Raw genomic sequence first — 25,456 nt, 5'->3', positions numbered from 1 at the left:
GCGAGGAGACGTCGGCTATGCTCCGCGTCCACCGCCATGATTCTTCCGCGCTATTGGGACAGGCTCACCGCCACCCTGCACGCCGTCGACCTCCACCGAAGCCCCGAGGAGGCGTGGCGGTTCCTCGTCTACCAGGGGTTCGCGGAGGACTCGGCGGAGGGACTGCGGTTCTTCGAGGACGTCGTCCGTCAGAGCCGGGAGATGGACCACCCGACCGGCAGCAGCCCGGTGGGCTTCATCGCCACGGAGCTGATGCAGGAGCGCCTCGTGGAGCCCCGCCACCCCAGGGACCCGGATGGCCGCTCCTCGAACCGCGCGTTCCGCCTGTGGAAGCGCAGGGCTCTAGCCGCCTGAGTCCTCGGGCGCATCGCGCACCGCCAGGAGCGCGAGCGAGGTCCCTCCGGGGCGAAGACAGACGACGCCCACGCCCTCGGGCACATTGAACTGGTACCACGTACAGGCGCCCCAGCGCTTCTCCAGGGCATCACCAGCCCACGAGGCCGGGAGACCCCCGAGCCCCTCGAGCGTGCGCCACAAAGCCAGACGCCCATACGCCGCGCCCAGCGCGCCCCGCCATCCGCGCGCGCCCGACACCGCCAGCGCATAGAGCGCCTCCGCCACGTCGGCCAGCCGTGCCCGCTCGCACACGACGGCGGTGGCGTCCTTCAGGAGCGACAGGTCCAGGTCGACCAGCAGAGAGGTCACGGTATCGGCCGGCGCCTTGGGCAGCGCGGGGCGCAACCGGAGCACCCGCTGGTCGACTTCAGCGGGAGGGCCCTCCTCACCACGGCCCTCGACGACGGCCGCGAACCCCGGGGGCACGGGTTCGTCGTGCGTCACCAGCCGGACGTTCGGAGTGGTGTATTCGTCGTCGTCGTCCTCGCGAGACTTCGCGGCCCTCAGCTCCGCGAGCGAGTCCGCCGCCGAGGCGACATCGTCAGCCCCCAGGAGGTGCCCCAGCGTGGACTCCCAGCGATTGCGCCGCGGTGGCAGCGCCGCCAGCGGGTGTTCCCGCCGCGTCAGCTCCGCCTGGAGTTCTTGCACCCCCGGCGCCGACGACAGGTCCGCGCCACGCATGACGTACTCCTGCACGCCGCAGGCGAACAGCTCGAGGAGGTCCTCGGGCCCCTGGCGATGGGACATGAGTTCCACGAAGCTCGACGCGGAGCGATGCGTGGCCAGCAGCGCCGCCAGGTCCTGCTCGCGTCGTGAGGCGGATTGCCGCCCCTGGAAGCGCGCGGCGCGAGGCTGCCGGGCGACCTCCAGGAGGGCCAGGGCACTGTCCACGTCCTGGCCCTTGGCCAACACCTCTTCGAGGTGGTCCGACAGCGCATGCAGCCGCCACCGCGCGTCCACGGGCGTCGAGGCCTGACGCGCCTCCAGTTCGGCCGCGAGAGCCACCAGCGTCGGGCAGGCACTCTCTTCACCCAGCCGCTCCAGGCGCAGCCGGGCCTCGTTCAAGCCCTCACGGGTGTCGATGTCGTCGAGGAACGCGCTCACCGTCGAAGTCATGGAAGGAAAGCCTACAAGGAAAAACGCGGGCGTGGACCGACAAGCGGAGTCCGGGCTGGGCTCCGCGGCGTGGGGCCAAGGTAACTGGCACCCACCCTGCCCTGGCTTCGCAAGCAGGCGAGTCCCGCGCATTCACGCGCATGGCGCCCGCATGCGCACGCCCCGTCCCGAACACCTCACCAGCCTGGGTCTCGGCGGAATGTCACGACCAGCTTGAACGCGTGCCTCCGTATGCGTTGCGGGGGGCACTCCTTCATCCCTGAGTCGAACCGCGCCCCCTCCGCATGGCACTCGCATGCCTGGTCGCGAGTTCATTCGTCGTCCACCACGAAAGCCCACCATGTCTCGACCTCCAGAGACCCGCGCACGCGCGTGGCGTCTCAGCCAGTCTGTATTGATATTGCTCACGGCCCTCGCCGTCGGCCCGGTCTTCGCGGCCCCGGCGAGCTCCGCCATCAGCTCCCAGCAGGAGCCGAACCTGCTGCCTCCACCTGGATGTCCCGACTGTGAGCCGGACCCTGAATGTGTCGCGGAGATCTGCGACGGGGAGGACAACGACTGCGACGGCCAGATAGACGAGGGCGTCAAGCGCAACGTCTATCGCGACGTGGATGGGGACGGCCACGGCACCGGGGCCGCGCAGCAGGGCTGTCTGGACCATGGCTGGGTCCTCAACAACAACGACTGCAATGACGCAAACGCCTCCATCTGGCAGGCCGGTCGCTACTACAGGGACGCGGACGGAGATGGCTACGGAGCACCAGGAAACTGGATCGACTCCTGTGGCCTCCCCGCGGGCTACGTCGCGGATGCCACCGACTGCAATGACGGCAATTCCACCATCAAGCCGGGGGCCATCAAGCAATGCGGCCAGGGAGCCTGTGCACGGAGCGTCCAGGCCTGTGTCAACGGCGTGGAGCAGGCCTGTGTCCCCTATGCCGCCTCCGCCGAGATTTGCGACCGCATCGATAACAACTGCAACGGGCAGGTGGATGACCTTCCCCCCATCTCCTGCGGCACGGGAGCCTGCCAGCGCACCGTCGCCGCCTGCGGCAACATCTGCGAGTGGGTGGTAGTCCAGGACGGCAAGCCGCCCGTCGAGTTCTGCGAGTGGGGTGACAACGCCTGCACGCCGGGCGTCGCCAAGGCAGAGACCTGCAACAACGTGGACGACAACTGCAATGGCACCATCGATGACGGGGTCCAGCTCACCTACTACAGCGACAACGACGCGGACGGCTATGGTGCCGGCGCTCCGATTGGCGCGGGCTGCAGTGTGCCGGGCGGCGCTTCCTCCAACAGCCAGGACTGCAACGACTCGAACTACGCCGTGAAGCCCGGGGCGTTGAAGCACTGCGGCCTCGGCGTCTGCGCCGCCAGCGTCCAGGCGTGCGTCAACGGCGCGGAGCAGACCTGCATCCCACGCCCATCCCAGCCGGAGATCTGCGACAAGTCAGACAACGACTGCAATGGGCAGGTGGATGACCTCCCGCCCATCAGCTGTGGCCAGGGCGCCTGCCGGCGAACCGCCCCCGCCTGTGGCGAGCTGTGCGAGTGGGTGGAGACCCATGACGGAAAGCCGCCCGTCCAGGTCTGCGAGTGGGGCGAGCACGGCACCTGCACCCCGGGCGCGCCCACGGCGGAAGTGTGTGCCAATGGCCTCGATGAGGACTGCACCGGCTTCTCCGATGACTCGAGCAACAGCGCCGCGTGGCTCACCTTCTATCCGGACCAGGACCACGACGGTTACGGCACGAGCTGGGGCGAGACCACCACATGCCGCCAGCCCGCGGACACCTCCCGGGCACCGGGCGATTGCGACGACACGCGAGCCGACATGAAGCCGGGCGCCGCCGAGGTCTGCGACGGCATCGACAACAACTGCTCGGGCACCCTGGACGAGTCCGGGGTCTGCGACCAGTCCCTCTGTCAGTAAATCCCTTTCGACGCACCACGGTCATTCCCACATGAGACACGATTCAGAATCCCCGCGTCCGCCGGGACGCCGCAAGCGGTTCGCGGCGAACCTCACGCTGTTCTTCTATGGCGCCCAGCTGCTCACCAGCTGCGGCCCCGCGCTGACGTCCTCCTCTGGAGACGAGGATGGACAGCCACTCCCTCAGGCACGAAGCGCGCTCCTGGACGTCCCCATCGAGCTGCGCTCCGACACGATTCTCGACACGGCCTTTCCCGGCACGGAGGCACCCGGAGTCACGGCCTTCACGGCGGATGTGACACCGAGCGGCTCGGCCACCGTGTCGCTCCCGCTCTGGGTTCCTCCGGGGCGCGCGGGCCTCCAGCCGTCGCTGTCGATTGTCTATGACAGCAATGCCAGCGACGGGCTCCTCGGCCCCGGCTTCAACCTGGCGGGGTTGTCACAAATCACGCTGTGCCCCAACTCGTTCGCACGGGACAACGCGCTGCACTCCGTGGACTTCATGCCGGACGAGGGGCTGGCCGCGAAGAACCGCTACAGCAGGGCCTGGTGCCTGGACGGCGTCCGGCTCGTTCCGGCCGGCGGTTCCGACGCCCGGGCCTTCAAGACGGAGCACGACACCTACGCCTCCATCCGCATCCCGGAGGGAACCACCCTCCACGCGCCTGACACCTTCGAGGTTCGGGGGCGCGATGGGCTCATCCGGACCTACGGCAAGGGGCCGGGCTCGCGCGAGGACGCACTCGTCAAGGGCATCCATTCGCAATACGAGCAGGGGCCCAACGAGACCATCCAGACCGTGAACAACAACACGGTGCGCATCGCCTGGGCGCTCGCCTCCATCGAGGACCGCTTCGGCAACCGGATGGAGGTGTTCTACGACCAGGCGCCCCTCGGCGCTCCGTCCGGTGCATGGCACCGCCCTTCGCGCATCGTCTACACGCAGTTCCGCGACGCCTCGGGTGTCATTGAGCCGGGTCAGCGCGAAGTCACCTTCGACTATGAGGCCCGGACGGATGTCTTCACCGGCTATCTGGCGGGCGTGAAGGTCGGCCGCGACTTCCGACTCTCCCGCGTCAACATGAAGGGCCCCGGGTTCGCCCCGGGTGCGAGCACCCTGTCTCAGGTGCTGCTGCGCTCCTACAAGCTGAAGTACTACCTGGGAACCCTCAGCAAGCGCAGCCTCCTGACGGAGCTGCGGGAGTGCGACGGCAAGGACATCTGCAAGACGCCCGTGCGCTTCGAGTGGGAGCAGGGCTCGTGGGACTTCGAGTATCCGCCGGCCCAGAGCGTGAGCGACGCCGCCGCCGGCGCGGGCCTGAATGCCTTTGGCCTGGGCGCGGGACGCCAGGGCCTCGCGTACTTCGTGCGGTCCGACAAGATGGCCGAGGACGAGCTCGATTGGACTGACCCGACCTCCGGAATGAGCACCGACTTCACGGTGCAGCTCTGGAGGGACACGATGCGGCTGATGCAGTTTCCGGACGCCGCGTCCCCTTCGCTGGTGGCGTCCGACGTCACGGGCGGCTCCATCTGGTACCCCTACTTCAACATCGAGGGAACCATCTGGCTCGATGATCTCTGGGACTTCTTCTTCGGAGGCAACGACCCGGGAGACTTCTGTGGGCAGCGCCATGAGCGCAACCTGTATCCCATCGTGACGGACTGGGATGGCTTTGGCCGCTCCACCGTCACGCCGCTGTCTTGCAAGTGGGACAAGTCCAATTTCGGCCAGCACCCGGTCCCCTTCTATGGCCATGCCCGTGCCGGCGACACTGAAATGAAGGTTGTCGGCTCCGAGCCGAACTCGCAGTACTGGCTCGACGTCGACGGAGATGCCCGCAACGAGCGCGTATGGATGGGGCAGCACGAAATCGACCTGACGGCGGACTCCGACACGACAGTGACCGCCAAGCGCCGCGTCGTCGTCGACAGGACGGCGCAGAACCGCATCACCAAGATGTCTCCGGTGGGCTACTTCCAGGCCGCCCGGCTCGGCATGCGCGTGGTGGACCTGGATGGAAGCGGGAAGATGAGCATGCTGGGCGTGGGTCCCAATGGGAACGCGTTCCTGGATGCGCTCACCTACCGGGAGGTCTCGACGACCAACGTCAACGAGGCGGAGCTGAAGGTCGTCCCGACCTCCGTGCGCACGCCCTTCACGATGCCGGCCCTCTTTCCGTCGCTCTACGCCTCCACGTTCGACTTCGTCGACGTCAACGGAGACGGCCTGCGGGACGCGGTGGCGCTGGGGGTGACGAGCATCTCCGACCCGGCCATCAAGCTCCGGGTCCAGTTCAACACGGGCAAGGGTTTCACCGAGGTCCGGGAGACCGTCATGCCGAGCAACATCGCCACGATGCTGCTCGGCGCCAAGACGGAGCATGGCGACTTCGACGGCGATGGCCGGGTGGACTTCGCCATCTTCAAGAATGGCAGCCCGGTGCAGTTGCTGCTCGCCGGTCCGCAGGGCGACTTCACCACCCATGAGAACCTGTCGATTGTCCCGAGCGGCGACAACAAGGAGTGGGCCCAGGTCATCGACACCAACAACGATGGCCTGCTCGACTTCACGTTTCGCCAGGGGAACAACCTTCGTGTCGCGCGTCGCATCAAGGCGACCGACGTGCTCAAGAAGGTGCACGGGAACATCCAGATTGCCAGCTACCTGGGCTTCTCCGGCCTGAGCTACTCCTTCGAGTACGCCCCGCTCTCGCAGGGCAATCCGCACGGAGCCGTCACGCCGCCCGAGGCGTTCTACGCCAAAAGCTACGTGGAGACCGAGACGAAGCCGTGGCTGCGCCTGGCCTCCGAGTCGATGCGCGTCGTCTCACGCATGTCGCTCAACTCGAATGACGAGCAGGTGCGGAGCTGGCGCTATCTCTACCGAGATGGCCTCTCCGATACCCGGGGCCTGGGCTGGCTGGGCTTCGGTCAGCGCATCGTCGTGGACGAGGTGACGGGCGCGCGCACGACGACGACGTACAACAACCGGCACTCGGTGGACAGCACGCTGGACCGCAAGGCCTCGGCGCCCCTGGCGCACTTCCCGCAGGAGGAGACGACCGAGGTCGCCCTGGACGCGAACACGAGGCTCCAGACGAAGCGGACCTGGACCTATGCCCTGACTCCGGCGACCCATTCCACCATCTGGCAGCAGTACGCCCGTCGCGTCGTGGAGACGGTGCGCGAGTTCAAGGGTGGCGCCGAGACGGTGGTGTCGGAGAGGGAGTCGCTCACGGAGCTCGATGACAAGGGCAACCCTGTCTACAGCACGACCCTCACGCACAGCGCGGACAAGACCGAGCAGGTGAAGGTCGTCACCACGGGGCGGGGGTTCGACTCCACGACGTGGCTGCCCACCGGAGTGTGGACTGTCTCCAGCGCGTGGCAGTCTTGCGCCAGGGCACTGGAGGTCGGCTGCACGGGCCCCGCGGACGCGGCGAACACCCGGACGCAGCAGGTCACCTACGGCACGAAGGGGCAGGTCGAAAGCACGGAACTGGAGCCCTCGCGTTTCGAGGAGGTCGTGACTCCGACGACGTCCGAGACGTACCTGAAGACACGCTTCGAGCGGAACGAGCGGGGCCTGGTCCAGCGAGTCGTCCAGCAGGGCCGTGAGACGGAGCGTGCGGAGTCGGTGACGTACGACACCGTCGACCAGACGCAGGTGGCCACGTCCACCGACGCGGGAGGGGCGACGTGGCGATACCTGTACCACCCTGGCATGGGCGTGCTCGCGCAGACGGCGGACCCGAACGGCGTGAATACGCGCTACCAGTACGACGGCTTCGGCCGCCCGCGCGTGGTGACGCCGCTGTACATGGGGCCCTCCGTGGCGCCGGCGGACCAGTCCATCGTTCGCACGTACTACGAATGGAATGGCCCGTTGCCGCAGCACCGCACCCAGGTGGCGACGGACACGGGGACGGTGGATGAAACCATCACCCGCTTCGACACGCTGGGCCGGCCCGTGACGACCCAGGGAGCCCGCTTCGATGGACAGCCGGTGACCTCCAGCGTCACCTATGACGTCCAGGGACGTGTGCAGAAGTCCGAGGCACCTCGCACCAGCACCGAGCAGCCAACGTGGGAGTCCTATGAGTACGACCCCCTCGGCCGCGTCACGGCGCGCCGCTTCGGGGACGGGACAACGGGGCCTTCCGGAAAGCTCCTGGAGCGCATCGCGTACACGGTGCCCGCGCCCTACTCCACCCAGACGGTGGTGACGGACGCCATCAACCAGGCGAGGAAGACGCTGCTCGACTTTCGCGGGCTGATGGTGCGGTCGACCGAGGCGGTGGGGACCTCGAAGGAGGCGACCATGACGTATGGGTATGGTCCCTTCGGTCGGCTGGAGTTCACGGATGACCCGCAGGGCCATCGCAGCGCGAACTTCTATGATGGCTTCGGTCGGCTCGAGCGGACGGTGGACCCGAACGCGGGGACGCGGACCTTCCTCTACAACGCGTTTGGCGAGGTGAAGAGCGACTCGGACGGCCCCGTGGGCATGCCCGGCCTCATCACCACGTCGTACGAGCGGGACGTGCTCGGCCGGGTGCGCACGGCCACGAACGAGAAGGAGAGCCTGTCCTATCTCTATGACCAGGGTCCGGGTGCCATCCGGCGCCTGTCGCGTGCGACGCGTACGCCCACCGGCAACCCCGCGGGCGTCGTCATCACGAACCATGTCTATGACGACTTCGGCCGCGAGACGAACACGTCGCAGGAAGTCGCTGGCGGCACGCAGGTGATGAGCCGGCAGTACGACGCCTACGGACGGGTGAGCCGGCTCACCTACCCCGTCATGTTCAACGGGCAGCCGGTGTCGATTGGCTACTCGTACACCTCGCGAGGCGACCTCTCGAGCATCTACCGGACGAACTCCATCACCAGCTACTGGTCGGCGCTCGCGCGAGACAGCGGGGGGCGGCTGACGCAGGCGCGCTATGGCAGTGGGGTGGTGCGCGACTTCCGCTACGACACCATGGGTCGTCTGCGGTTCCTGGACGCGAAGCGCAGTGGCACCAACGTCCAGCGACTCGCCTACGAGTACACGGACAATCACAACCTCTCCGCCCGGCACGACCTCATGGTCGGCGCGACGGAGAAGTTCACCTACGACGCGTTGGACCGGTTGGAGCGCTGGAAGGTCCAGCAGAACTGCCAGACGCTGGACGTCCAGTTCCAGTACGACGCGCTCGGCAACCTGCTCAGCCGCTCCCCTGTCACCGGCTGGGAGCCGACGTCCACGCTGAACTACACCCTGGGCGCGACGGGTGGACCGCACGCCGTCAAACGGGCGCAGTTCGGAGCGGACTCGCTCACCTACGAGTACGACCACCGGGGCAACCAGACGGCCTCGCGCGACGTTTCGAACAACGAGGTCCGGACCGTCACGTACACGCCCTTCGATTTGCCGGAGTCCATCACCCAGGGGGGCAAGACGGTCCGCTTCGACTACGACGCGTCCGGAACGCGCGTGCGCAAGCAGAAGAGCGACGGCCTGGAGGAAGTGCTCTATGTCGGCGGCCTCTACCAGCGACGCAAGCAGGGTCTGACGACGACGCACGTGCTCAGCATCCCCAGCCCCGAGGGCATCATCGGAGAGCTGTCGTGGGACGAGGGGTCGAGCACGGAGAGCGCCCGGTACTTCCTCAACGACAAGCAGGGCAGTCCGGACACTGTCACCAACGCCGCGGGCGCGGTGGTGGAGCGCATCAAGTTCGAGCCCTACGGCGGACGACGAGACGCGACCAACCTGTTGCAAGCGTCCAGCGCGAGCTACAGCGGCGCGAAGCGGGGCTTCACCGGGCATGAGCAGGATGAGGAGCTGGGTCTCATCAACATGCGCGGGCGCATCTACGACCCGCGGTTGATGCGATTCATCAGCGCGGACCCCGTCATCGCGGATGCGGGCTCGGTGCAGGCGTACAACGCGTACTCCTATGTGTTGAACAACCCGATTCGCTACACGGACCCCAGCGGGTACACGCCCTACGGTGGAACGCTGGTGGGTCAATGGGGAGGCAGCTCGGGCGGTGGGTATGTGCCGGGACCGAACCTGGTGGCGGAATCACTGCTGCGGCACGAGTCCGCACCGGGGGCCACGCCGTTCCTGCCCTCGGTCGACCTCCGTGTCCCCAGCGTGGAGAGTCTGGATGACGCGAAGGCGCAGCCGGATGCCCACCACACGAACGACATCGGGCAGAGCTCCGGCGAGTCCAAGGCCAGCCTGACGTCGCTGATGACGACCGCCGCGGGGAAGATAGGCGCCGCCTACGACCAGTTCCCGTGTGGCTTGTCCCTCGGGTGCCATGTCGGCAGGTCCCTGGCCAAGGGCCAGCTCGACAGCATGGTCGCGGCCGCGACGTCGTATGAGCGCTACGAGCCTGTCAGCAAGCTCGCCGCGGTCAGCTACGCCGTCAACGAGTTCATCCCGTTCGTGACGGCGGGAGAGAGCTATCTCCAAACCAAGTCAGCCTGCGGCAACGGAGAAACAGGCGGCTGCGTCGTCGGCGCGGGGAAGACGGCCTTCTACACACTCGCCTCTGGCGCCAGCATCTTTTCCATCCTCGAATCGGGAGGCGGCGTTGCATCCGTGCTCAGAGCCCCCGTCACGAAAGTTCGTGGCGTGGTGGACGATGTTGCTCGAGCCTTCGGGACTCGAGCCCCCCCGCCCAGTGGCTCCTTCTCCATGACCAAGAACGCGGCAGGTGGAGAGGTCTGGACCTCCAATGGGGAGATCATCCAGTTCCATTTCGCCCCGCACGTGAATGACGCCCTCACCAAGGGAGATGTACACATTCTCTCGGGGGCTCACGGCTCACGCGGGGGCAGAATCACTCCGGCGCCAAATTTTCTCAGAGATGACAAACTTCGTTGGAGAAAGAACCCCAACGTGAAAATCCATGACATCACCAAGATGACGCCCGACGAAATCACGAACATTCTCCGAGGCGAGGGAACCATCGTCGGCGGCTTCTGCTATAGTGATATCTGCCTCGCACCCTTCAAGTAGACACGACATGACCGAAAAGAACTTGAGAGAGTACCGAGCAATCATCCTGCTCGAGGGCCCCGCTCAGACTCAGCCGGGTCTGCAGGTCACCGTGATGGCAACTGACGGTGACGAAGCTTACACGCTTCTCGAGGAGAAGTATGGCGACGGCACCGTCTTCGACCTGCACAATGAAGAGGATGCGAGCACGATTCGATAACCCTGCCGGCTGAATGTTCGGCTTGGAGTAGCTGAGGCTGGGCTCGCGATCTTCCAGGTCGCGGGCCCTCCTCCTCGGGGTAGGCACAATGGGCATCCTCCCATGCCTTTCCCCGGTCGCCCCTCCGTGGGAAGACGTGAGCACTGGCGCCGATTCTGGGACGCAGCCAGCCCTGGATGAAGGCCACGAGCCCGCACCGTCCAGACAATCCGCCGATTCAGCCTGAATCCCCGCCCTACCGGACTGGCCTGCCGACGCGCATCCTCGAACAATCGCCCGCCTTCAGCGGGCCCATCGAGGACACGTCATGGCCCATGAACACCTCACTCACTCCGCCCACCACATCGTGCCGGGCTTCGGCGCCGACCGCGCCGCGCACTACGACACCCAGGCCGCCATCAACCTCGCCGGCGCCCAGGCCATGTATGAGCTCGGTGTCAGCGCGCTGACCGCACAGCTCGACGGGCAGGAGGCTGCCTCCCTGCTGTTCGTGGGCATGGGTACGGGCACGGAGCTGATGCCCTATCTGCGCTTCGATGTTCCCGGCTGGCGCTTCACCGGCGTGGACCCGTCCGAGGCCATGCTCGACGTCGCCCGTAAGCGCCTGGAGGCCGAGGGCCTGCTTTCTCGGACGCACCTTCACGTGGGTGAGCTGCGAACCCTGCCCCCCGGCCCACTCTTCGACGGCGCGCAGATGATGGGGGTGTTGCACCATGTGGAGGGTGAGGAAGCCCGCCTGGAGCTGCTGCGCGAAGTGACCCGGAGACTCAAGCCCGGCGCCCCCTTCGTCGTGGGTTGCCGCGTCGGCAATGATCCCGAGCTGACGAACGTGGAGTTCCGGCGGCTCCGGGCCCATGGAATCCCCTCCGAGGCGCTGGAGCATCGGCGCAAGCGCATGACGGAGATCCGCCCCATCGAGTCCGATGAGGCCATGTTCGCGATGCTCGCACGAACCTCACTGGTGGCTCCGCGCCCCATCTTCGTCTCCTTGCAGTTCAAGGTGTTCCTCACCCGCTTCGAGCCTGGAGGAATGCGCTGAAACCCTGTCAGCGACGCTCGTGAGCGAAGTGCAGGCGCGCATCGGGGGCCGCGCCTGTCGCGCCGTCGGGGTCGACCTCCACAGGGGTGGTGCCAGGACGAAGAACGCCCCTCCTCTGGATTCACGTGGGCGTATGCTGGTCGCAGGCTCAGGTCAGCCTCTGGGAGGAGTTCCTTGCATCCCACCAGCGCCATCGAGGCAGATGCCGTGGAACAGCCCATGCTGTTCCGCTGGAGGAAGCCCCTCACCGAAGACACTCTCCTCCGCTGGGCGAGGAGATACGGGAGTGTCCCCACGGACTTGCTGCGATTCTGGTCGTCGACGGGAGGAGGAGAGGCGTTCGAAACGGAGACGTTTCTTTCTCCCGTTGGCGATCCGGCGACTGGCGACGACATCGAAAGCGTCACTTCCAGCTATCGACAGGCCGGGCTTGCCCCCGGCTGGATCGTCTTCCATGTCGGTCTTGGTCTCTCCGCCTTTCATCCTATCGACGGGCGCTTCGCATGGTTCGACCAGCGGACAGGTGAGCCGACTCAAGTCTTCAAATCTCTTGATGTCTGGTATCGAGGCACTCTTCGCCACGAGTACGCGGTCCGCTACGCGCTCTAGAAAGGCGATACTGGGAAGCACCTTCATGGCCGATGCCCGCCAAGAGAACCCCATGAGCCAAGAGACCCAGGATTCCATTCAGGGATTTGAATATGACTGGCTGGCCTGCGACCAGGACGGGTTCGTGGGCTTCTTCAGTACCGCTGGCGGAGGCTACGCGCCGGACGCGTTCCTCCAGGATGTCGACGCACACGACCAGGCGATTTCCGTCATCCGGTCCATGGCGCCGAGCACGGCGCCGGTACCCGAACCTGGCCAACTCTCCGAACCGGGAGACCCTTGGCAGCAGATGGCCGCGCGAGGGCTCTACGCCTTCGATTCGTCATTCCACGGCGGCCCCTATCGGCTCACCGCCGCACCCACGGCCCCCGTGCAACTCAGCGACCTCCCCGAGGCGGCGGCACGCGTCGCGGGCAAGCTCATCTACAAGGGCCTTCGCTTCTCGGAACTCAAGTCCATCAGCGAGGACCAGTTGCTATTGTGATGTCTGCCTCGCATCCTTCAAGTTGACACGACATGACCAAAACGAAATTGAAAGAGTACCGAGCAATCATCCAGCTCGGGGGCAGCGCTCAGACGGAGCCGGGTCTGCGGGTAACCGTGATGGCAACCGACGGTGACGAGGCCTTCATGCTTCTCGAGGAGAAGCATGGCAAGGGCACCGTCTTCGACCTGCACAATGAAGAGGAGGCGAACACGATTCGATAACCATGCCGGATGAAAGATCGGCTCGGGGGTAGCTGATATGGGCTCGCGGTCTTCCGGGGCGCGGGGCCTCCTCCTCCTCGTCGGGAAGGGCACAGGCCACGGTTCCAGATCAGGCTTGTGCCGATCCCAGAGTCAGGAGCAGCGAGGACCTGTTACGGGCCCGGCCCGGACAGCCACTCCCCCGACGGCCCGATGGCATCGCTGGGGTTTCGCCATTCAGCGTGTACCATCCGGAAGTCATCACGGCCAAACTAGGCCTCTTCAACTCGGCATGGCGCGCGTTCTGAGAGATTCCATGAGGACCCTTGAATTGGGCCGCTTCGGCCGCGCGCACGTCTGGCTCAGGGAATACCACTCGACTCCGATGGATGCATCAGGTGTGGTCAGCCGGGTGTTGTCCGCAGGGCCGACGGTGCCTCGGATCCACGCCGTCGGCATCGAAGCGCTCGTCCCTAGAGGCCCCTTCTCGGAGTATGGGCTCATCGGGCTGTCGGGGACCTTTGGAAAGGAGCATCCCGAGCTCCGTCTCGAGGTGCCATGGACCCAGGTCGAGGGTGCTGCTTGGGACGCGACGCTCGCGGGCTCTCCCGAATCGCCCAAGCTGGGGCTGCCCCAGGAATACACTCACGCTATCATGGAGGCGCTCGAAGTGGCGGCCATGGGGCGCCTCATCGGAGGTGCACTTGGCGTCCGTACGGCGGTCCATGCAGCGGTGGGCTCCAGCCCGAACTTCATGGCACGGCTCTCCCGCGCGGGTGTGGAGTTGATGCTTCGAGGGGACCTGACGGACGACGAACTGGGTGCGCTCCTCGAGCCGCTCCTGCTACGCTGACGGGAGCCGCGGGCACCCGAGAACGGCACGTGGCCTGACAAGTACATCCAGGTTCCGCCATGAACACCCCCAAGAGCCCCTGGCGACGACTCAAGGCGGAACTGGCAAGGGCTGGCAGCCTTCCTGAGCCAGTCGAGCGTGAGTTCACCTCGCTGAAGGCCGAGGGCTTCGACTTCGTGATGAGCATCGTCGAGCAACGTGACGGGTCAACTCGCCAACTTGTGAATGCGCTCGCGATGGCATTCACGATGCGGCATTGGGACCGGGTACGTCTTGCGAGAGCACTCCCCAGTCTCTGCACCCACGAAGAGTCAGGACTGAGGGAGACTGCGGTACGCATCCTGGTCATCCTGCTCAATCTGAACAGGCTCGCCCCCGGTGAACGAATCCCGCACGACGATGCGCGTTCGTGCGCGGCGCTCCTTCACGAGGCCCTTGCCTTGGGCGTCCAAGGGAACACAGAGGCTTTCGCACGCGAATACCTCGCACTGACTCCCTGACATAGGGGGCTCCCGTGACGGCTTGCGGGCATCGCGATGACCGTCATGAACAGCTCTCCCCAGACGAGCGACGCTGACCTTCGTGTGAGTTCGCGCCCACACCGAGCCACCGCCCAGGGCAAGCAAGGACTCCATCGTTACGAGCAATTGAGCGAGCCCCCTCGCCCCTCATCGTCCGTGCTCATTCCATCTCTCGAATAGGCTTCGTTACCCCTTCCAGCTTCGGGAGCCGCTGAGGACCCCGAAATCCTGGAAGGTCCACCCCAGGTCATCTCGGCCCCATCGCGCGGCCGATTCAGCCATCCCACGCAGGCTGGATGCAGGTCCCGTCTCGTGGACGGACTGCTCGCCTGCGACGTGGACAGGCTCCTCCAGGAGTCTTCGGCGCGTCCATTGCAGAACACGTGGACTCCGCGAACGCACCCGGCACCCGCTGAGCCACTCACCGGCAAGAGCCGGCCGGGCTCGGCCTACAGCCACCCGTCTCGCGAGACGACTTCTCGCAAGCCTTGAAAGCTCACCATGCCTCGACCCTCCTGTGCCGCTACGCGGCTGTGGCGCCTCCATGCCTATCGATTGGCACTGCTCGCCATCATCATCGCCCTTCCCACGCTCGCGGCGACACCGGCAGCCACAGCGCCCTTGCTGGATGCTGGAGCAGCCGTGGCCCCCATGGCCTGCAACGGCTGCGATCCGCCTCCGGACACCTGCGAACCAGAACGTTGTGACGGGCTCGACAATGACTGCGACGACCTCATCGACGAGGGAGTCCTCGTCACACTCTACCGAGATGCGGATGGGGACCGAAAAGGCGCCGGCCCCGGACGACAAGGCTGTCTTGCGCAGGGGTGGGTCACCAACAATAGTGATTGTGACGACAGCAATTCGTCCCTCTGGCAGTGGGTGCGGTACTACCGCGACGCGGATGGAGACGGATTCGGGGCTCCCGGCAACTGGAAGGATGCCTGTGGGATTCCCGCTGGCTACGTCACTGACGCGACCGACTGCAACGATGGCTCGGCATCCATCAAACCAGGTGCCTTCAAGTCCTGCGGCATTGGAGCCTGCGCCACCAGCGTCCCAGCCTGCGTCAACGGTGCCGAGGCAGCTTGCATCCCCAGGCCCGCGACGCAGGAAGTGTGCGACCAGGTCGACAACAACTGCAATGGGCAAGTGGATGACCTGCCACCTGTCTCCTGTGGTGTGGGCTTCTGCCGGCGAACAGTCGCTGCCTGCGCCGACCACTGCGAACTGGAGGAGTCACGCGACGGGAAGCCACCCATCGAGGTCTGCACCTGGGGAGCCAACACCTGCTGGCCGGGCACACCTCGAGCCGAAGTCTGCAACGGCGCGGACGACAACTGTAACGGCACAACGGACGAAGGCGTCCTGCTGACGCTCTATCGCGATGGGGACGGAGACGGTCATGGAGCAGGAGCCCCGACTGGAGCCAGTTGCAATGTACCCGCGGGAGCCTCCTCCAGCGGCCTGGATTGCAACGATGCGAACGCGGCGGTGCACCCAGGGGCCCTGAAACACTGTGGCGTGGGTGCCTGCGCAGCCAGCGTCCAGTCCTGCGTCAACGGGACTGAGCAGACCTGTACCCCGTTCCCGCCTGAGCCGGAGTCATGCGACCAGTTCGACAACGACTGCAACGGGCAGGTGGACGACGCTCCACCCAAGACCTGTGGCGTCGGTGCATGCATGCGCAGCGTTCCCGCCTGCGCCATGGCGTGCTGGTACGAGGAAGCCAGAGACGGAAAACCGCCAAGGGAAGTGTGCGAATGGGGGGACTACGGCGTCTGCACTCCAGGTCAACCTCGTCCCGAGGTCTGTGCCAACGACCTGGACGAAGATTGCAACGGCTGGCCCGACGACAACAGCAACACCTCCACATGGGTCCAGTTCTTCGCGGACCAGGACCATGATGGTCATGGGGCCAATTGGGAGTCCGAGAGCGCCTGTCGACAGCCCGCGAATACATCCCGCACTCCCGGGGACTGTGACGACACCCGGGCTGACATGAAACCAGGCACCGTTGAGGTCTGCGACGGCATCGACAACAACTGCTCGGGAGCACCGGATGAGTCCGGTGTCTGCGAACAGTCCCGCTGTCAGTAACTACTTCCTTTCGACATCGCCATGGCTGGCGCCGGGTGACGACATCCCGGTGCCGAGGCACGGCCACATCCACACCTTCATGAACGGCGACCCGACATGAGCCCAGACTCACGCCCCCCTCCTTCAAGCCTTCGCTTCCTGACGGCACACCTCACATTGCTTTTCTATGGAGCGCAGCTCATCAGTTGCATGCCAGGATCCGCCCCGCGCTCCGAAGCGGATGACACATCTCTCGTCCAGGTAAGCAAGGCTCTTGGTGCGCAGCAGACCATTCCATTCGAACTGCGCCCCGACACGATTCTTGACACAGGCCTCGGCAACGAAGAAGTGCCTGGAATCACCCCCTTCACGGCAGACGTGACCACGAGTGGGTCCGCCACCGTCTCGCTTCCGCTCTGGGCCCCACGTGGACGAGCGGGTATCCAGCCTTCGCTCTCAATTGTCTATGACAGCCAGGGAAGTGATGGGCTTCTGGGTCCCGGGTTCAACCTCGCGGGGTTGTCACAGATTGACCTGTGCCCCAATTCTTTCGCGAGAGACGGCAAGCTTCAAGCCATCGACTTCTTCCCGGGCGGGGGGCTGGACGTCGTTGACCGCTACAGCCCTGCGTATTGTTTGGATGGCGCCCGGCTCGCCGGCGCAGACCATCTTGCACTCAAGACGGAGCAGGACACCTACTCATCCATCCGGGTTGTCGCCAGGGATGGCGTTGAGCCAGCGACGTTCGAGGTTCGAGGTCGTGATGGCCTCATCCGGACGTACGGGCGCGTTTCGATGGGTCCTGGGAGCCAGCGCGACGATGCACTCATTCGGGGCAAGTACGAGCGATTCGACCAGGGGCCTGGAGGGAGCATTCAAGTCGGCTGGACTGAACCGGTGAGCATCGCTTGGGCGCTCGCCGCCGTCGAGGACCGCTTCGGCAACCGGATGGACGTGTTCTACGAGCAGGCCGCGCTCGGCGCCGCCTCAGGCGCCTGGCATCGCCCCATGCGCATCACCTACACCCAATTCCGCAACGCATCTGGCTCCATCGAACCGGGGCAGCGAGAGGTCACCTTCCACTATGAACTCCGACCTGATGTCTTCACCGGCTACCTGGCGGGCGTCAAGGTCGGACGCGACTTCCGGCTATCTCGGGTCGACATGAAGGCCCCTGGCCTCGCACCGGGCGCCAGCAACCTGTCCACTGTGCTGTTGCGCTCGTACAAGCTGAAGTATCGCATGGGGTCCATCAGCAAGCGAAGCCTCCTCACGGAGTTTCAAGAGTGCGACGGTAAAGACATCTGCAAAACGCCCGTGCGCTTCGACTGGGAGCAGGGCTCGTGGGACTTCCAGTACTCGCAGGCTCAGAACGTCAGCGATGCCGCTGCAGGCGCGGGCCTGAATGCCTTTGGACTGGGCGCTGGACGTCAGGGCCTCGCGTACTTTGTCCGGTCAGACAAGATGAATGAGGGTGACGGTATCTGGGGCGACCCCGCTTCCGGGATGACCACCGACTTCAAGGTGCAACTCTGGCAGGACACCATGCGGCTATTACAGTTCCCGGACGCGGAGTCACCCTCGCTCGTGACCTCCGACGTGACGGGCGGCTCCATCTGGTATCCTTACTTCAACATCGAAGGAACCATCTGGCTCGATGACCTCTGGGACTTCTTCTTCGGGGGCCGCGATCCAGGTGACTTCTGTGGGAAGCGCCATGAGCGCAACTTGTATCCTATTGTGACGGATTGGGACGGCTTTGGTCGCTCCACCGTCACGCCACTCTCTTGTGAGTGGAGTCGCTCGGATTTTGGAGAATACCCTGCCCCCAAGTATGGCCATGCCCGTGCCGGAGACCCCGAGATGCAAATCAGTGGCTCGGAGCCGAACTCCCAGTACTGGGTCGACGTCGATGGAGATGCTCGCAACGAGCGCGTGTGGATGGGGCAGCACGAAATCGACCTGACGGGAGACTCCGACAGCATTGTTCCAGGCAAGCGCCGCGTGGTCGTCAATAAGACGGCCCGAGGCAGGACGACCGAGAGGTCCCCGGTGGGCTATTTTCAGCAATCCAGCACCGGCATGCGCGTCGTCGACCTGGATGGAAGCGGAAAGATGAGCCTGTTGGGCAAAGGCCCTGGTGAAAGCGCATTCCTTGACGCACTTGTCTATCGAGAAAAAGCAACGAGCACGTCAGATGTCGCTGCACTGAAATCAATCAAGACCACCATACGGGCCGTTCCAGAGTTGCCTCCTGGCTCGGGGGTGATCTTCAATTCGTTCCATCTCGTGGACATCAATGGGGATGGTTTGCAGGACGCCGTAACCCTGCACCAAATGGGTCCCCTTTCCGAGCCCTTGAAACTCCGAGTGCAGCTCAATACGGGCGCGGGGTTCACGGAGATCCATGAGACCAGCGTGAACGGCGACTTCGCAAGTCGCCTGTATTTCGCCAAAACGGAACACGGTGATTTTGATGGCGACGGGCGGGTCGACATCGCGATTTTCAGGCCCGGCAGCCCGATTCGGCTCTTGCTCGCGGGGACTCAAGGCGAGTTCAACCGCTACGAGGACCTTTCTCTTCCCAGCGGGGACAACAAGGAGTGGGCCCAGGTCATCGACACCAACAACGATGGCCTGCTCGACTTCACGTATCGCCAGGGGAACGAGCTGCGCGTCGCGCGTCGCATCAAGGCGACCGACGTGCTCAAGAAAGTGCATGGGAACATCCAGGTCGCCAGCTACCAGGGCTACTCGGGCCTGAGCTACTCCTTCGAGTACGCACCGCTCTCCCAGAGCAACCCACACGGGGCCATCACGCCGAGCGAGCCTTTCTACGCCAAGAGCTACACGGAGACGCCGGCGAAGCCGTGGCTTCGCCTGGCACCAGAGACGATGCGCGTCGTGTCACGACTGGCGCTCAACTCCAATGAGCAACGGGTGCAGAGCTGGCGCCACCTCTATCGGGACGGCCTCTCAGACACTCGCGGCCTGGGCTGGTTGGGATTTGGGCAGCGAGTGGTCATCGACGAGGTGACGGGGACTCGCACCACCACGACCTACGACAACAGAACGACGCTCGAGGGCTCGAACCGTCATGCGAAGGCGCCGCTGGCACACTTGCCCAAGGAGGAGACCGTCGACGTGCCGACGGACGCGAACACCCGCATCCAGACGCAGCGCCAGTGGTTCTATACCCGCACGCCAGAGGCGCATGCCTCGACGTACCAGCAGTACGCCAGCCGCATCGTCGAGACGGTTCGCGAAATCAAGAACGGCTCCGCGACGGTGGTCTCCGAGTCAGAGACACGCACTTCGTTGGACAGCTACGGCACCCCGCTCTCTCAGACCACACTCATCCACGGCGCCGCGACGACCGATCAGGTGAAGACGGTCACCGTGCCGACCTTCAACACCACCACCTGGCTGCCCCAGGGCACCTGGACCGTCACCACGTCCTGGATGTCCTGCGCCAGGGCTCCCGTGGTCGGCTGCACGGGACAGCCCGATGCCGGCAACGTTCGCATGCAGCAGGTAACCTACGACTCGCACGGGCAGGTCGAAAGCGCCGAGAATGAGCCGTCGCTCGTCGGCGAGGCCGTGACGCCCACCACCTCGGAGACGTATCTCAAGACGCGCTTCATCCGAAACACCAAGGGCCTCGTCGAACATGTGTCTCAGCAAGGCAGCGGCGTCACCCGCACCGAGTCGGTAACGTACGACAGCCTCGACCAAACGCAGCTCTCCACCACCACGGACGCCGAGGGCGCCACCTGGCGTTACCTCTTTCATCCGGGCCTCGGGGTTCTTGCACAGACAGCCGACCCCAATGATGTCCACGTGCGCTTCCAGTACGACGGCTTCGGCCGCCAGCGCATCGTCACGCCGATGTACCAGGGACCCTCCGTGGCACCCGCGAACAAGTCCATCGTCGAGACGCACTACGAATGGAACGGGACTCTGCCGCAGCACCGGACCCAGGTGGCCACGAGCGCCTACGTGAAGGATGAGACCATCACCCGCTTCGACGCGATGGGACGTCAGGTGACGACCCAGTCCGCGCGCTTCGACGGTCAGACGGTGACCTCCACCGTCACCTACGATGTCCTCGGGCGCGTGGTGAAGCGGGAGATGCCCCGAACAAGCAGCGAGCAGGCCACGTGGGAAGGCTACGAGTACGACGCACTCAACCGCGTCGCTGCTCGCCGCTTCGGCGATGGCACCACGGGTCTCACTGGCAAGCTCATCGAGAGCTTCAGCTACTCCGCACCCGCGCCCTACTCCTCGCAGGCAATGGCCACGGACGCACTCGGCCAGGTGAAGAAGACGCTCGTCGACTTCCGTGGGCTCATGACCCAGGCCACCGAGGCCGTGGGAACCTCCAAGGAAGCGACCATGACGTATTCCTACGGCCCCTTCGGCCGCCTGGACTTCATGGTCGACCCGGCTGGCAATCGTAACTCTCTCTTCTACGACACCAAGGGTCGCCTGGAGCACACCGTCGACCCCAACGCGGGGACTCGCTTCTTCCTCTACAACGCCTTCGGCGAACTCAAGAGCCAGTCCGACGCAGCCGCCGGCGCGGCCGGACGCATCACCACCACCCACCAGCGCGACCTCCTCGGTCGCGTCCTCTCCTCCACCAATCAGAAGGAGAGCCTGGAATATGTGTACGACAACGGGCCAGGTGCCATGCGCCGCCTGACGCGCGCGACCCGTACCCCTGTCGGCAATCCCAGTGGGGTCGTCATCACGGACTACATCTTTGACTCCTTCGGTCGCGAGACGGACCTCGCGCAGCGCGTGGGCGGCGAGACACTCGTGATGAGCCGGCAGTACGACGACTACGGCCGAATGAGACGCCTCACCTATCCCGTGGCGATCAATGGCGCGCTCTTCTCAATCAACCGCTCGTATGAGGACCGAGGGGACCTCTCGAGCATCTACCGGAGCAACTCCATCACCAATTACTGGCGGGCTTACGAGCAGGACAGCATGGGCCGGCTCAAGACAGCCCATTATGGCAACGGTGTCGCACGCGTCTTCCGCTATGACACCCAGGGCCGACTGCGCTTCACGGAGGCAAGGCGCGGCGGCAACAACGTCCAGCGGCTCGCCTACGAGTACACCGAGAACGACAATCTCTCGGCGCGTCACGACCTCGAGCTCGGTGTCACCCAGAAGTACACCTACGACGCGCTCGACCGACTCGAGCGCTGGAAGGTTCAGCAGAACTGCCAGAACCTCGACGTCCAGTTCCAGTACGACAAGCTCGGCAACATGCTCAGCCGCACTCCCGTCGCCGGCTCAGAGCCCTCCGCCACGCTTGACTACACATCAGGCACGACAGGTGGCCCTCACGCTGTCAAACAAGCCCAGCTCGGCGCCGAGTCCTTCACCTACGAGTACGACCACCGCGGCAACCAGATTGCTTCGCGAAATGCCCAGGGAGCCCTGGTTCGCGCGACGCAGTACACCTCCTTCAACCTCCCCGAGAGCGTTACCTCGTCGAGTGGCACCGTCCGTTTCGACTACGACGCCTCGGGCACCCGTGTCCGCAAGCGTTCCGCGGATGACCTGGAGGAGACCGTCTATCTCGGTGGCCTGTACCAGCGTCGCAGAAAGGGACTAACCACTACCCACATCCTCAGCATCCCCAGTCCCGAGGGCGTCATCGCCGAGGTCTCCTGGGATGATGGCTCCTCCACGGAGTCCACGCGCTACTTCCTCAATGACCCGCAGGGCAGCCCCGACACCGTCACCGACGCCTCTGGCACCGTACTCGAGCGCATCAAGTACGAGCCCTTCGGAGCCAGGAGGCAGGCGAACAATCTGGCTCAGGCCTTCACCTTAGGCCACGCTGGCGCGCGTCGCGGATTCACAGGGCATGAGCATGACGACGAGTTGGGCCTCATCAACATGCGTGGGCGTGTCTATGACCCACGGCTGATGAAGTTCCTCAGCGTGGACCCGGTCATTGCCCAGCCGGGCTCGGCGCAGGCGCACAACGCCTACTCCTACGTGCTGAACAATCCCACGCGATACACGGACCCGAGTGGCTTCTCACCCTACGTGGGAGGACTGGTGAGCAGATGGGACGGCGGCTGGACAGGGGCACCGCAGGCAGCCCAAAGCATGATGATGAGCGCGCTGGATCGGCACATGTCCGCGCCAGGGCCCTCCCTATACCTGCCCAGCGTCGACTTCAAGGTGCCCAGTGTCGAGTCCCTCGACGACGCGAAGACCCAGCCCGATGCGCACCACACGAACGACATCGGGCAGAGTTCCGGCTCGTCCAAGTCAGCCCTGACGTCCCTGCTGACCAAGGCCTCTGAGACCTTTAACGAAAGCTCGGAGATGATCCCCTGTGGACCACATCTGGGATGCCACGCAAGCAAAGCCATTGCTGGTTCGCAACTCGACAGCATGCTTAATGCCTCTGCGGTATACGACCGCTACTCGCCAGTTAGCAAGCTCGCGGCAGGCAGCCTTGCCATCAACGAGTTCATCCCGTTTGTGACAGCCGGAGAGAGCGTCCTGGAGGCCAAGTCTGCGTGCGGGAGTGGCGCTGTCGGCGGCTGCATCATCGGGACTGGGAAGGCGGCCTTCTACACACTCGCCTCTGGTGCCAGTATTCTATCCGCCTTCGAAACCGGAGGAGGAGTTGTATCCTCCCTTAGGAGCACTAGTGGCGCCGTTGCGAAGGCGATGAAGTCCGCAAAGGGACTATCGCTCAATAGCTCAAATCTTGCGATGGGGGTCGAACGCGCCTCGCCCAAGCTGATATCTAGCATTCGGCAGCAGGGCAGGACGGTCGCATTTGCCACCCCCGGGAGCGAAGAGCTACGCTACCTTGACTACATTGGCGCCGAGGCGAACGTCGGAGGGCCGGACCTCACGCACATCCTTCTGCGCGAGAACCCTAGTAAAGCCGCCGTTCTCGAAGAGTTCCTCCATGGGACGCAGTGGCGGCTCGGAATCATCGAGCGCCTTGGCGTCCAAAGAGCTGAGACCCATGTTAAGAGCTTCATGATACGGCATCAGGGAATGCTCGGTCTAAGTGGACCGGATGTAGCCGCATTGCGGCAGTTGATGGAGGCTGGATTATGAAGACTCCTCGGGAGATTTCTCCATTCACGCTGAGTGTCGAAGATCTCTTCGTGCTCGGCACCGGCGTGACGGTGTTTGTGGGGCAATTGCAAGCGGGGACGCCACCCGCGCTGGCTCCATGTCAGGCCGAACTGTTTATTGATGGGCGCTCAAAAGGCGTTATTCAACTTGAATCCGAGCGAATGCCTGGAAGAGGAAGGCCAGAACTGCGCGCCGTAGAAACGAGAACTCCGCTCGACGCCGATGAAATCAGAGGGCGCGCATGCCTTTTGGTGCATCGATGAGCATTTTCAAGCTTGTTTTTAGGAGCCGTTAGTTCGGACGAATCATACACCTGAATAAGATCTTCCTGCCTCGCAGGTTGGCCCTAGTTGCAGGTTCAACATGCGGGGCAGTTGTTTGAGCTAACTCTACCTACTGACTTCGCGCGGTGGCGCTCACCATTTTTGTTTGGATTTCCATCAACACCTCAATGTCCAAGTTCCGCTAAGCCAGCAACTTCTTCAACCGGGCGTTCTCCGCCTCCGGTTGCTTCAGCCGCTTCGTGTCGTTGGCGTTCATGCACCGCAGCACTTGCGCCATGCCTAGACCGTCGACTCACTCATTCCATGCATCTTCGTGGTCTCCGACACGGATCACCGCTCCGCCTCGCGGAGAGTCGCGACCATCTGCTCTTGGCTGAACCGCCTGGTCTTCACACTACCTGCCTCCGTGGTGGCCGGCGACGTCATCCTCTCAAGTTTCTGGTGGTCCGGAAACCGTAGAGCATGTAACCCCTTCCACCGCATCCTGGGAACGCCCACCGTGCCGCCATCCACTCCACGTCGCCGAGGCAACAGCAAGAAGAGTACGTCCTCGGCCTCTCCTCGGCGCAATCCCTCACACCTGCCCGATGTCCTGAACCACGTCAGAAAGTTTCCGAAGATGTATCTCGCACACCCAAGTGCTGACGCCTGCGCCAACTTCGTTCATGGATTCGACGCTGCGTGGGGTGGTGGGCTCCTTTTCGGATTTCGTGAGTGGCTCATCGTCAAGGTCGACAGTGGGTCCAACTTCGGTTGGTCATGGCTCGTGGTTCTCCTGGCACGCAAATCAGGTCACCCGAAGTTCGACCCCACGGAAGAGAAGCCCGAGAACGTCGCCTTCCTGCTCGACACCCTCGAGACCTTCCTCGCCGAGCGGAAGACCATGGACGGCCCCAGGACCCTCTTCCTTCGCTTCGACGACTGGCTCAGAAAGCAGGAGTGGTACGACTCCGATTCCCCCGGGTGGGTGCCTCGACAGTCAGACCTCGCCAAGAAGCCACGAAGCGCCAAGGCAAGCCGAGGCCGCTCCAAGATGCCCAACCGCCAGGCTCCGTGAAGCCGGTCGTTTGGTGTGAAGCACCCGCCACTACTTCACACCGTCACCAACACCGAAGTACAAGCCCGGCACCGCCGAGCCTCCAACGGAATCGTCTCACGGCACTCCGGGCACACCTTCGTCGTGGCCGGCGCGGGCTCACCCTTCTTCCCGCGCTTCGCCCATGCCTGCCCCACCTTCGCCACCACGATGAACAGCACCGACGCGATGATGAGGAAGTCGAGCACCGCGCCCAGCAGGTGTCCCAGCCGTAGATTCAGTGACGTCGCCGTCGCATTGCGCCAGTCACCTCCAGGCAGCACCGCGCCGACCACTGGCATCACCAGGTCCGCCACCACCGCGGTCACAATGGCGGAGAACGCGTTCCCCATCACCACCGCCACCGCCAGGTCCACCACGTTGCCCTTCAGGGCGAACTGCTTGAACTCCGAGAGCAGGGACACGGGTACGCGCCTCCGTCACCGGATGGCCTGCTCCCTGAATGCCTTGGCACCAGCCGGAGGGCCCCGGAAACCCACGCACCCTACC

At 64.6% G+C, this 25,456-nt stretch carries 15 protein-coding genes; 13 read left to right on the top strand and 2 right to left on the bottom strand.

Annotated elements, in window-relative coordinates; genetic code table 11:
- Positions 1 to 36: 36 nt before the first annotated feature.
- On the top strand, positions 37 to 354 hold the full coding sequence (locus HR086_RS17685) for a hypothetical protein (RefSeq protein ID WP_174466192.1): 318 nt from the start codon (positions 37 to 39) through the stop codon (positions 352 to 354).
- Here HR086_RS17685 and HR086_RS17680 read toward each other — a convergent pair.
- Positions 343 to 1,512, bottom strand: a complete 1,170-nt coding sequence (locus HR086_RS17680; protein ID WP_174466191.1) for a DUF6183 family protein — start codon at positions 1,510 to 1,512, stop codon at positions 343 to 345. The genes HR086_RS17685 and HR086_RS17680 overlap by 12 nt on opposite strands.
- A gap of 340 nt (positions 1,513 to 1,852) precedes the next feature.
- On the opposite strand from HR086_RS17680, the gene HR086_RS17675 reads away from it, so the two are divergent.
- From HR086_RS17675 to HR086_RS17620, 12 genes are all read left to right on the top strand, one after another.
- On the top strand, positions 1,853 to 3,448 hold the full coding sequence (locus HR086_RS17675) for a putative metal-binding motif-containing protein (RefSeq protein ID WP_174461017.1): 1,596 nt from the start codon (positions 1,853 to 1,855) through the stop codon (positions 3,446 to 3,448).
- A 31-nt stretch (positions 3,449 to 3,479) separates the two neighbouring features.
- Positions 3,480 to 10,469 carry an RHS repeat-associated core domain-containing protein gene (locus HR086_RS17670; RefSeq protein ID WP_174466190.1) on the top strand — a complete coding sequence of 2,330 codons (6,990 nt, stop codon included), beginning with the start codon at positions 3,480 to 3,482 and terminating at the stop codon, positions 10,467 to 10,469.
- Between the two features lie 7 nt (positions 10,470 to 10,476).
- Positions 10,477 to 10,668: a hypothetical protein gene (locus tag HR086_RS17665; protein WP_174461015.1), complete on the top strand. Its 192-nt coding sequence runs from the start codon at positions 10,477 to 10,479 to the stop codon at positions 10,666 to 10,668.
- 307 nt (positions 10,669 to 10,975) lie between these two features.
- Positions 10,976 to 11,707 carry a class I SAM-dependent methyltransferase gene (locus HR086_RS17660; RefSeq protein ID WP_174466189.1) on the top strand — a complete coding sequence of 244 codons (732 nt, stop codon included), beginning with the start codon at positions 10,976 to 10,978 and terminating at the stop codon, positions 11,705 to 11,707.
- Between the two features lie 174 nt (positions 11,708 to 11,881).
- Entirely contained in the window at positions 11,882 to 12,316 is a 435-nt protein-coding gene (locus tag HR086_RS17655) for an SMI1/KNR4 family protein (RefSeq protein ID WP_174466188.1), read from the top strand.
- Between the two features lie 52 nt (positions 12,317 to 12,368).
- Complete coding sequence (locus tag HR086_RS17650) at positions 12,369 to 12,800, top strand: hypothetical protein (protein ID WP_174466187.1); 432 nt, start codon at positions 12,369 to 12,371, stop codon at positions 12,798 to 12,800.
- A 519-nt stretch (positions 12,801 to 13,319) separates the two neighbouring features.
- Positions 13,320 to 13,856: a hypothetical protein gene (locus HR086_RS17645; RefSeq protein ID WP_174466186.1), complete on the top strand. Its 537-nt coding sequence runs from the start codon at positions 13,320 to 13,322 to the stop codon at positions 13,854 to 13,856.
- A 59-nt stretch (positions 13,857 to 13,915) separates the two neighbouring features.
- Positions 13,916 to 14,356, top strand: a complete 441-nt coding sequence (locus HR086_RS17640) for a hypothetical protein (protein WP_174466185.1) — start codon at positions 13,916 to 13,918, stop codon at positions 14,354 to 14,356.
- A 522-nt stretch (positions 14,357 to 14,878) separates the two neighbouring features.
- Positions 14,879 to 16,477 (top strand): putative metal-binding motif-containing protein, encoded by a 1,599-nt coding sequence (locus HR086_RS17635; protein ID WP_174466184.1) that lies wholly within the window; start codon positions 14,879 to 14,881, stop codon positions 16,475 to 16,477.
- Between the two features lie 189 nt (positions 16,478 to 16,666).
- On the top strand, positions 16,667 to 23,566 hold the full coding sequence (locus HR086_RS17630; RefSeq protein ID WP_174466183.1) for an RHS repeat-associated core domain-containing protein: 6,900 nt from the start codon (positions 16,667 to 16,669) through the stop codon (positions 23,564 to 23,566).
- Positions 23,563 to 23,850, top strand: a complete 288-nt coding sequence (locus tag HR086_RS17625) for a hypothetical protein (protein ID WP_174466182.1) — start codon at positions 23,563 to 23,565, stop codon at positions 23,848 to 23,850. Before HR086_RS17630 ends, HR086_RS17625 begins: the two co-directional genes overlap by 4 nt.
- Before the next feature lie 787 nt (positions 23,851 to 24,637).
- Positions 24,638 to 24,928, top strand: a complete 291-nt coding sequence (locus HR086_RS17620) for a hypothetical protein (RefSeq protein WP_174466181.1) — start codon at positions 24,638 to 24,640, stop codon at positions 24,926 to 24,928.
- A gap of 35 nt (positions 24,929 to 24,963) precedes the next feature.
- Here the strand turns inward: HR086_RS17620 and mscL are convergent, their stop codons facing one another.
- A complete protein-coding gene (mscL, locus tag HR086_RS17615) occupies positions 24,964 to 25,371 on the bottom strand; it encodes a large conductance mechanosensitive channel protein MscL (protein WP_174461007.1) in 408 nt (135 codons plus the stop codon).
- Positions 25,372 to 25,456: the final 85 nt, after the last annotated feature.

Origin of the sequence: Myxococcus sp. CA039A (genome assembly GCF_013336645.1) — a bacterium.
GTDB lineage: Bacteria > Myxococcota > Myxococcia > Myxococcales > Myxococcaceae > Myxococcus > Myxococcus llanfairpwllgwyngyllgogerychwyrndrobwllllantysiliogogogochensis.
Note: the sequence above shows the minus strand (reverse complement) of the source record. Positions and strands in the feature narration are given on the sequence as shown.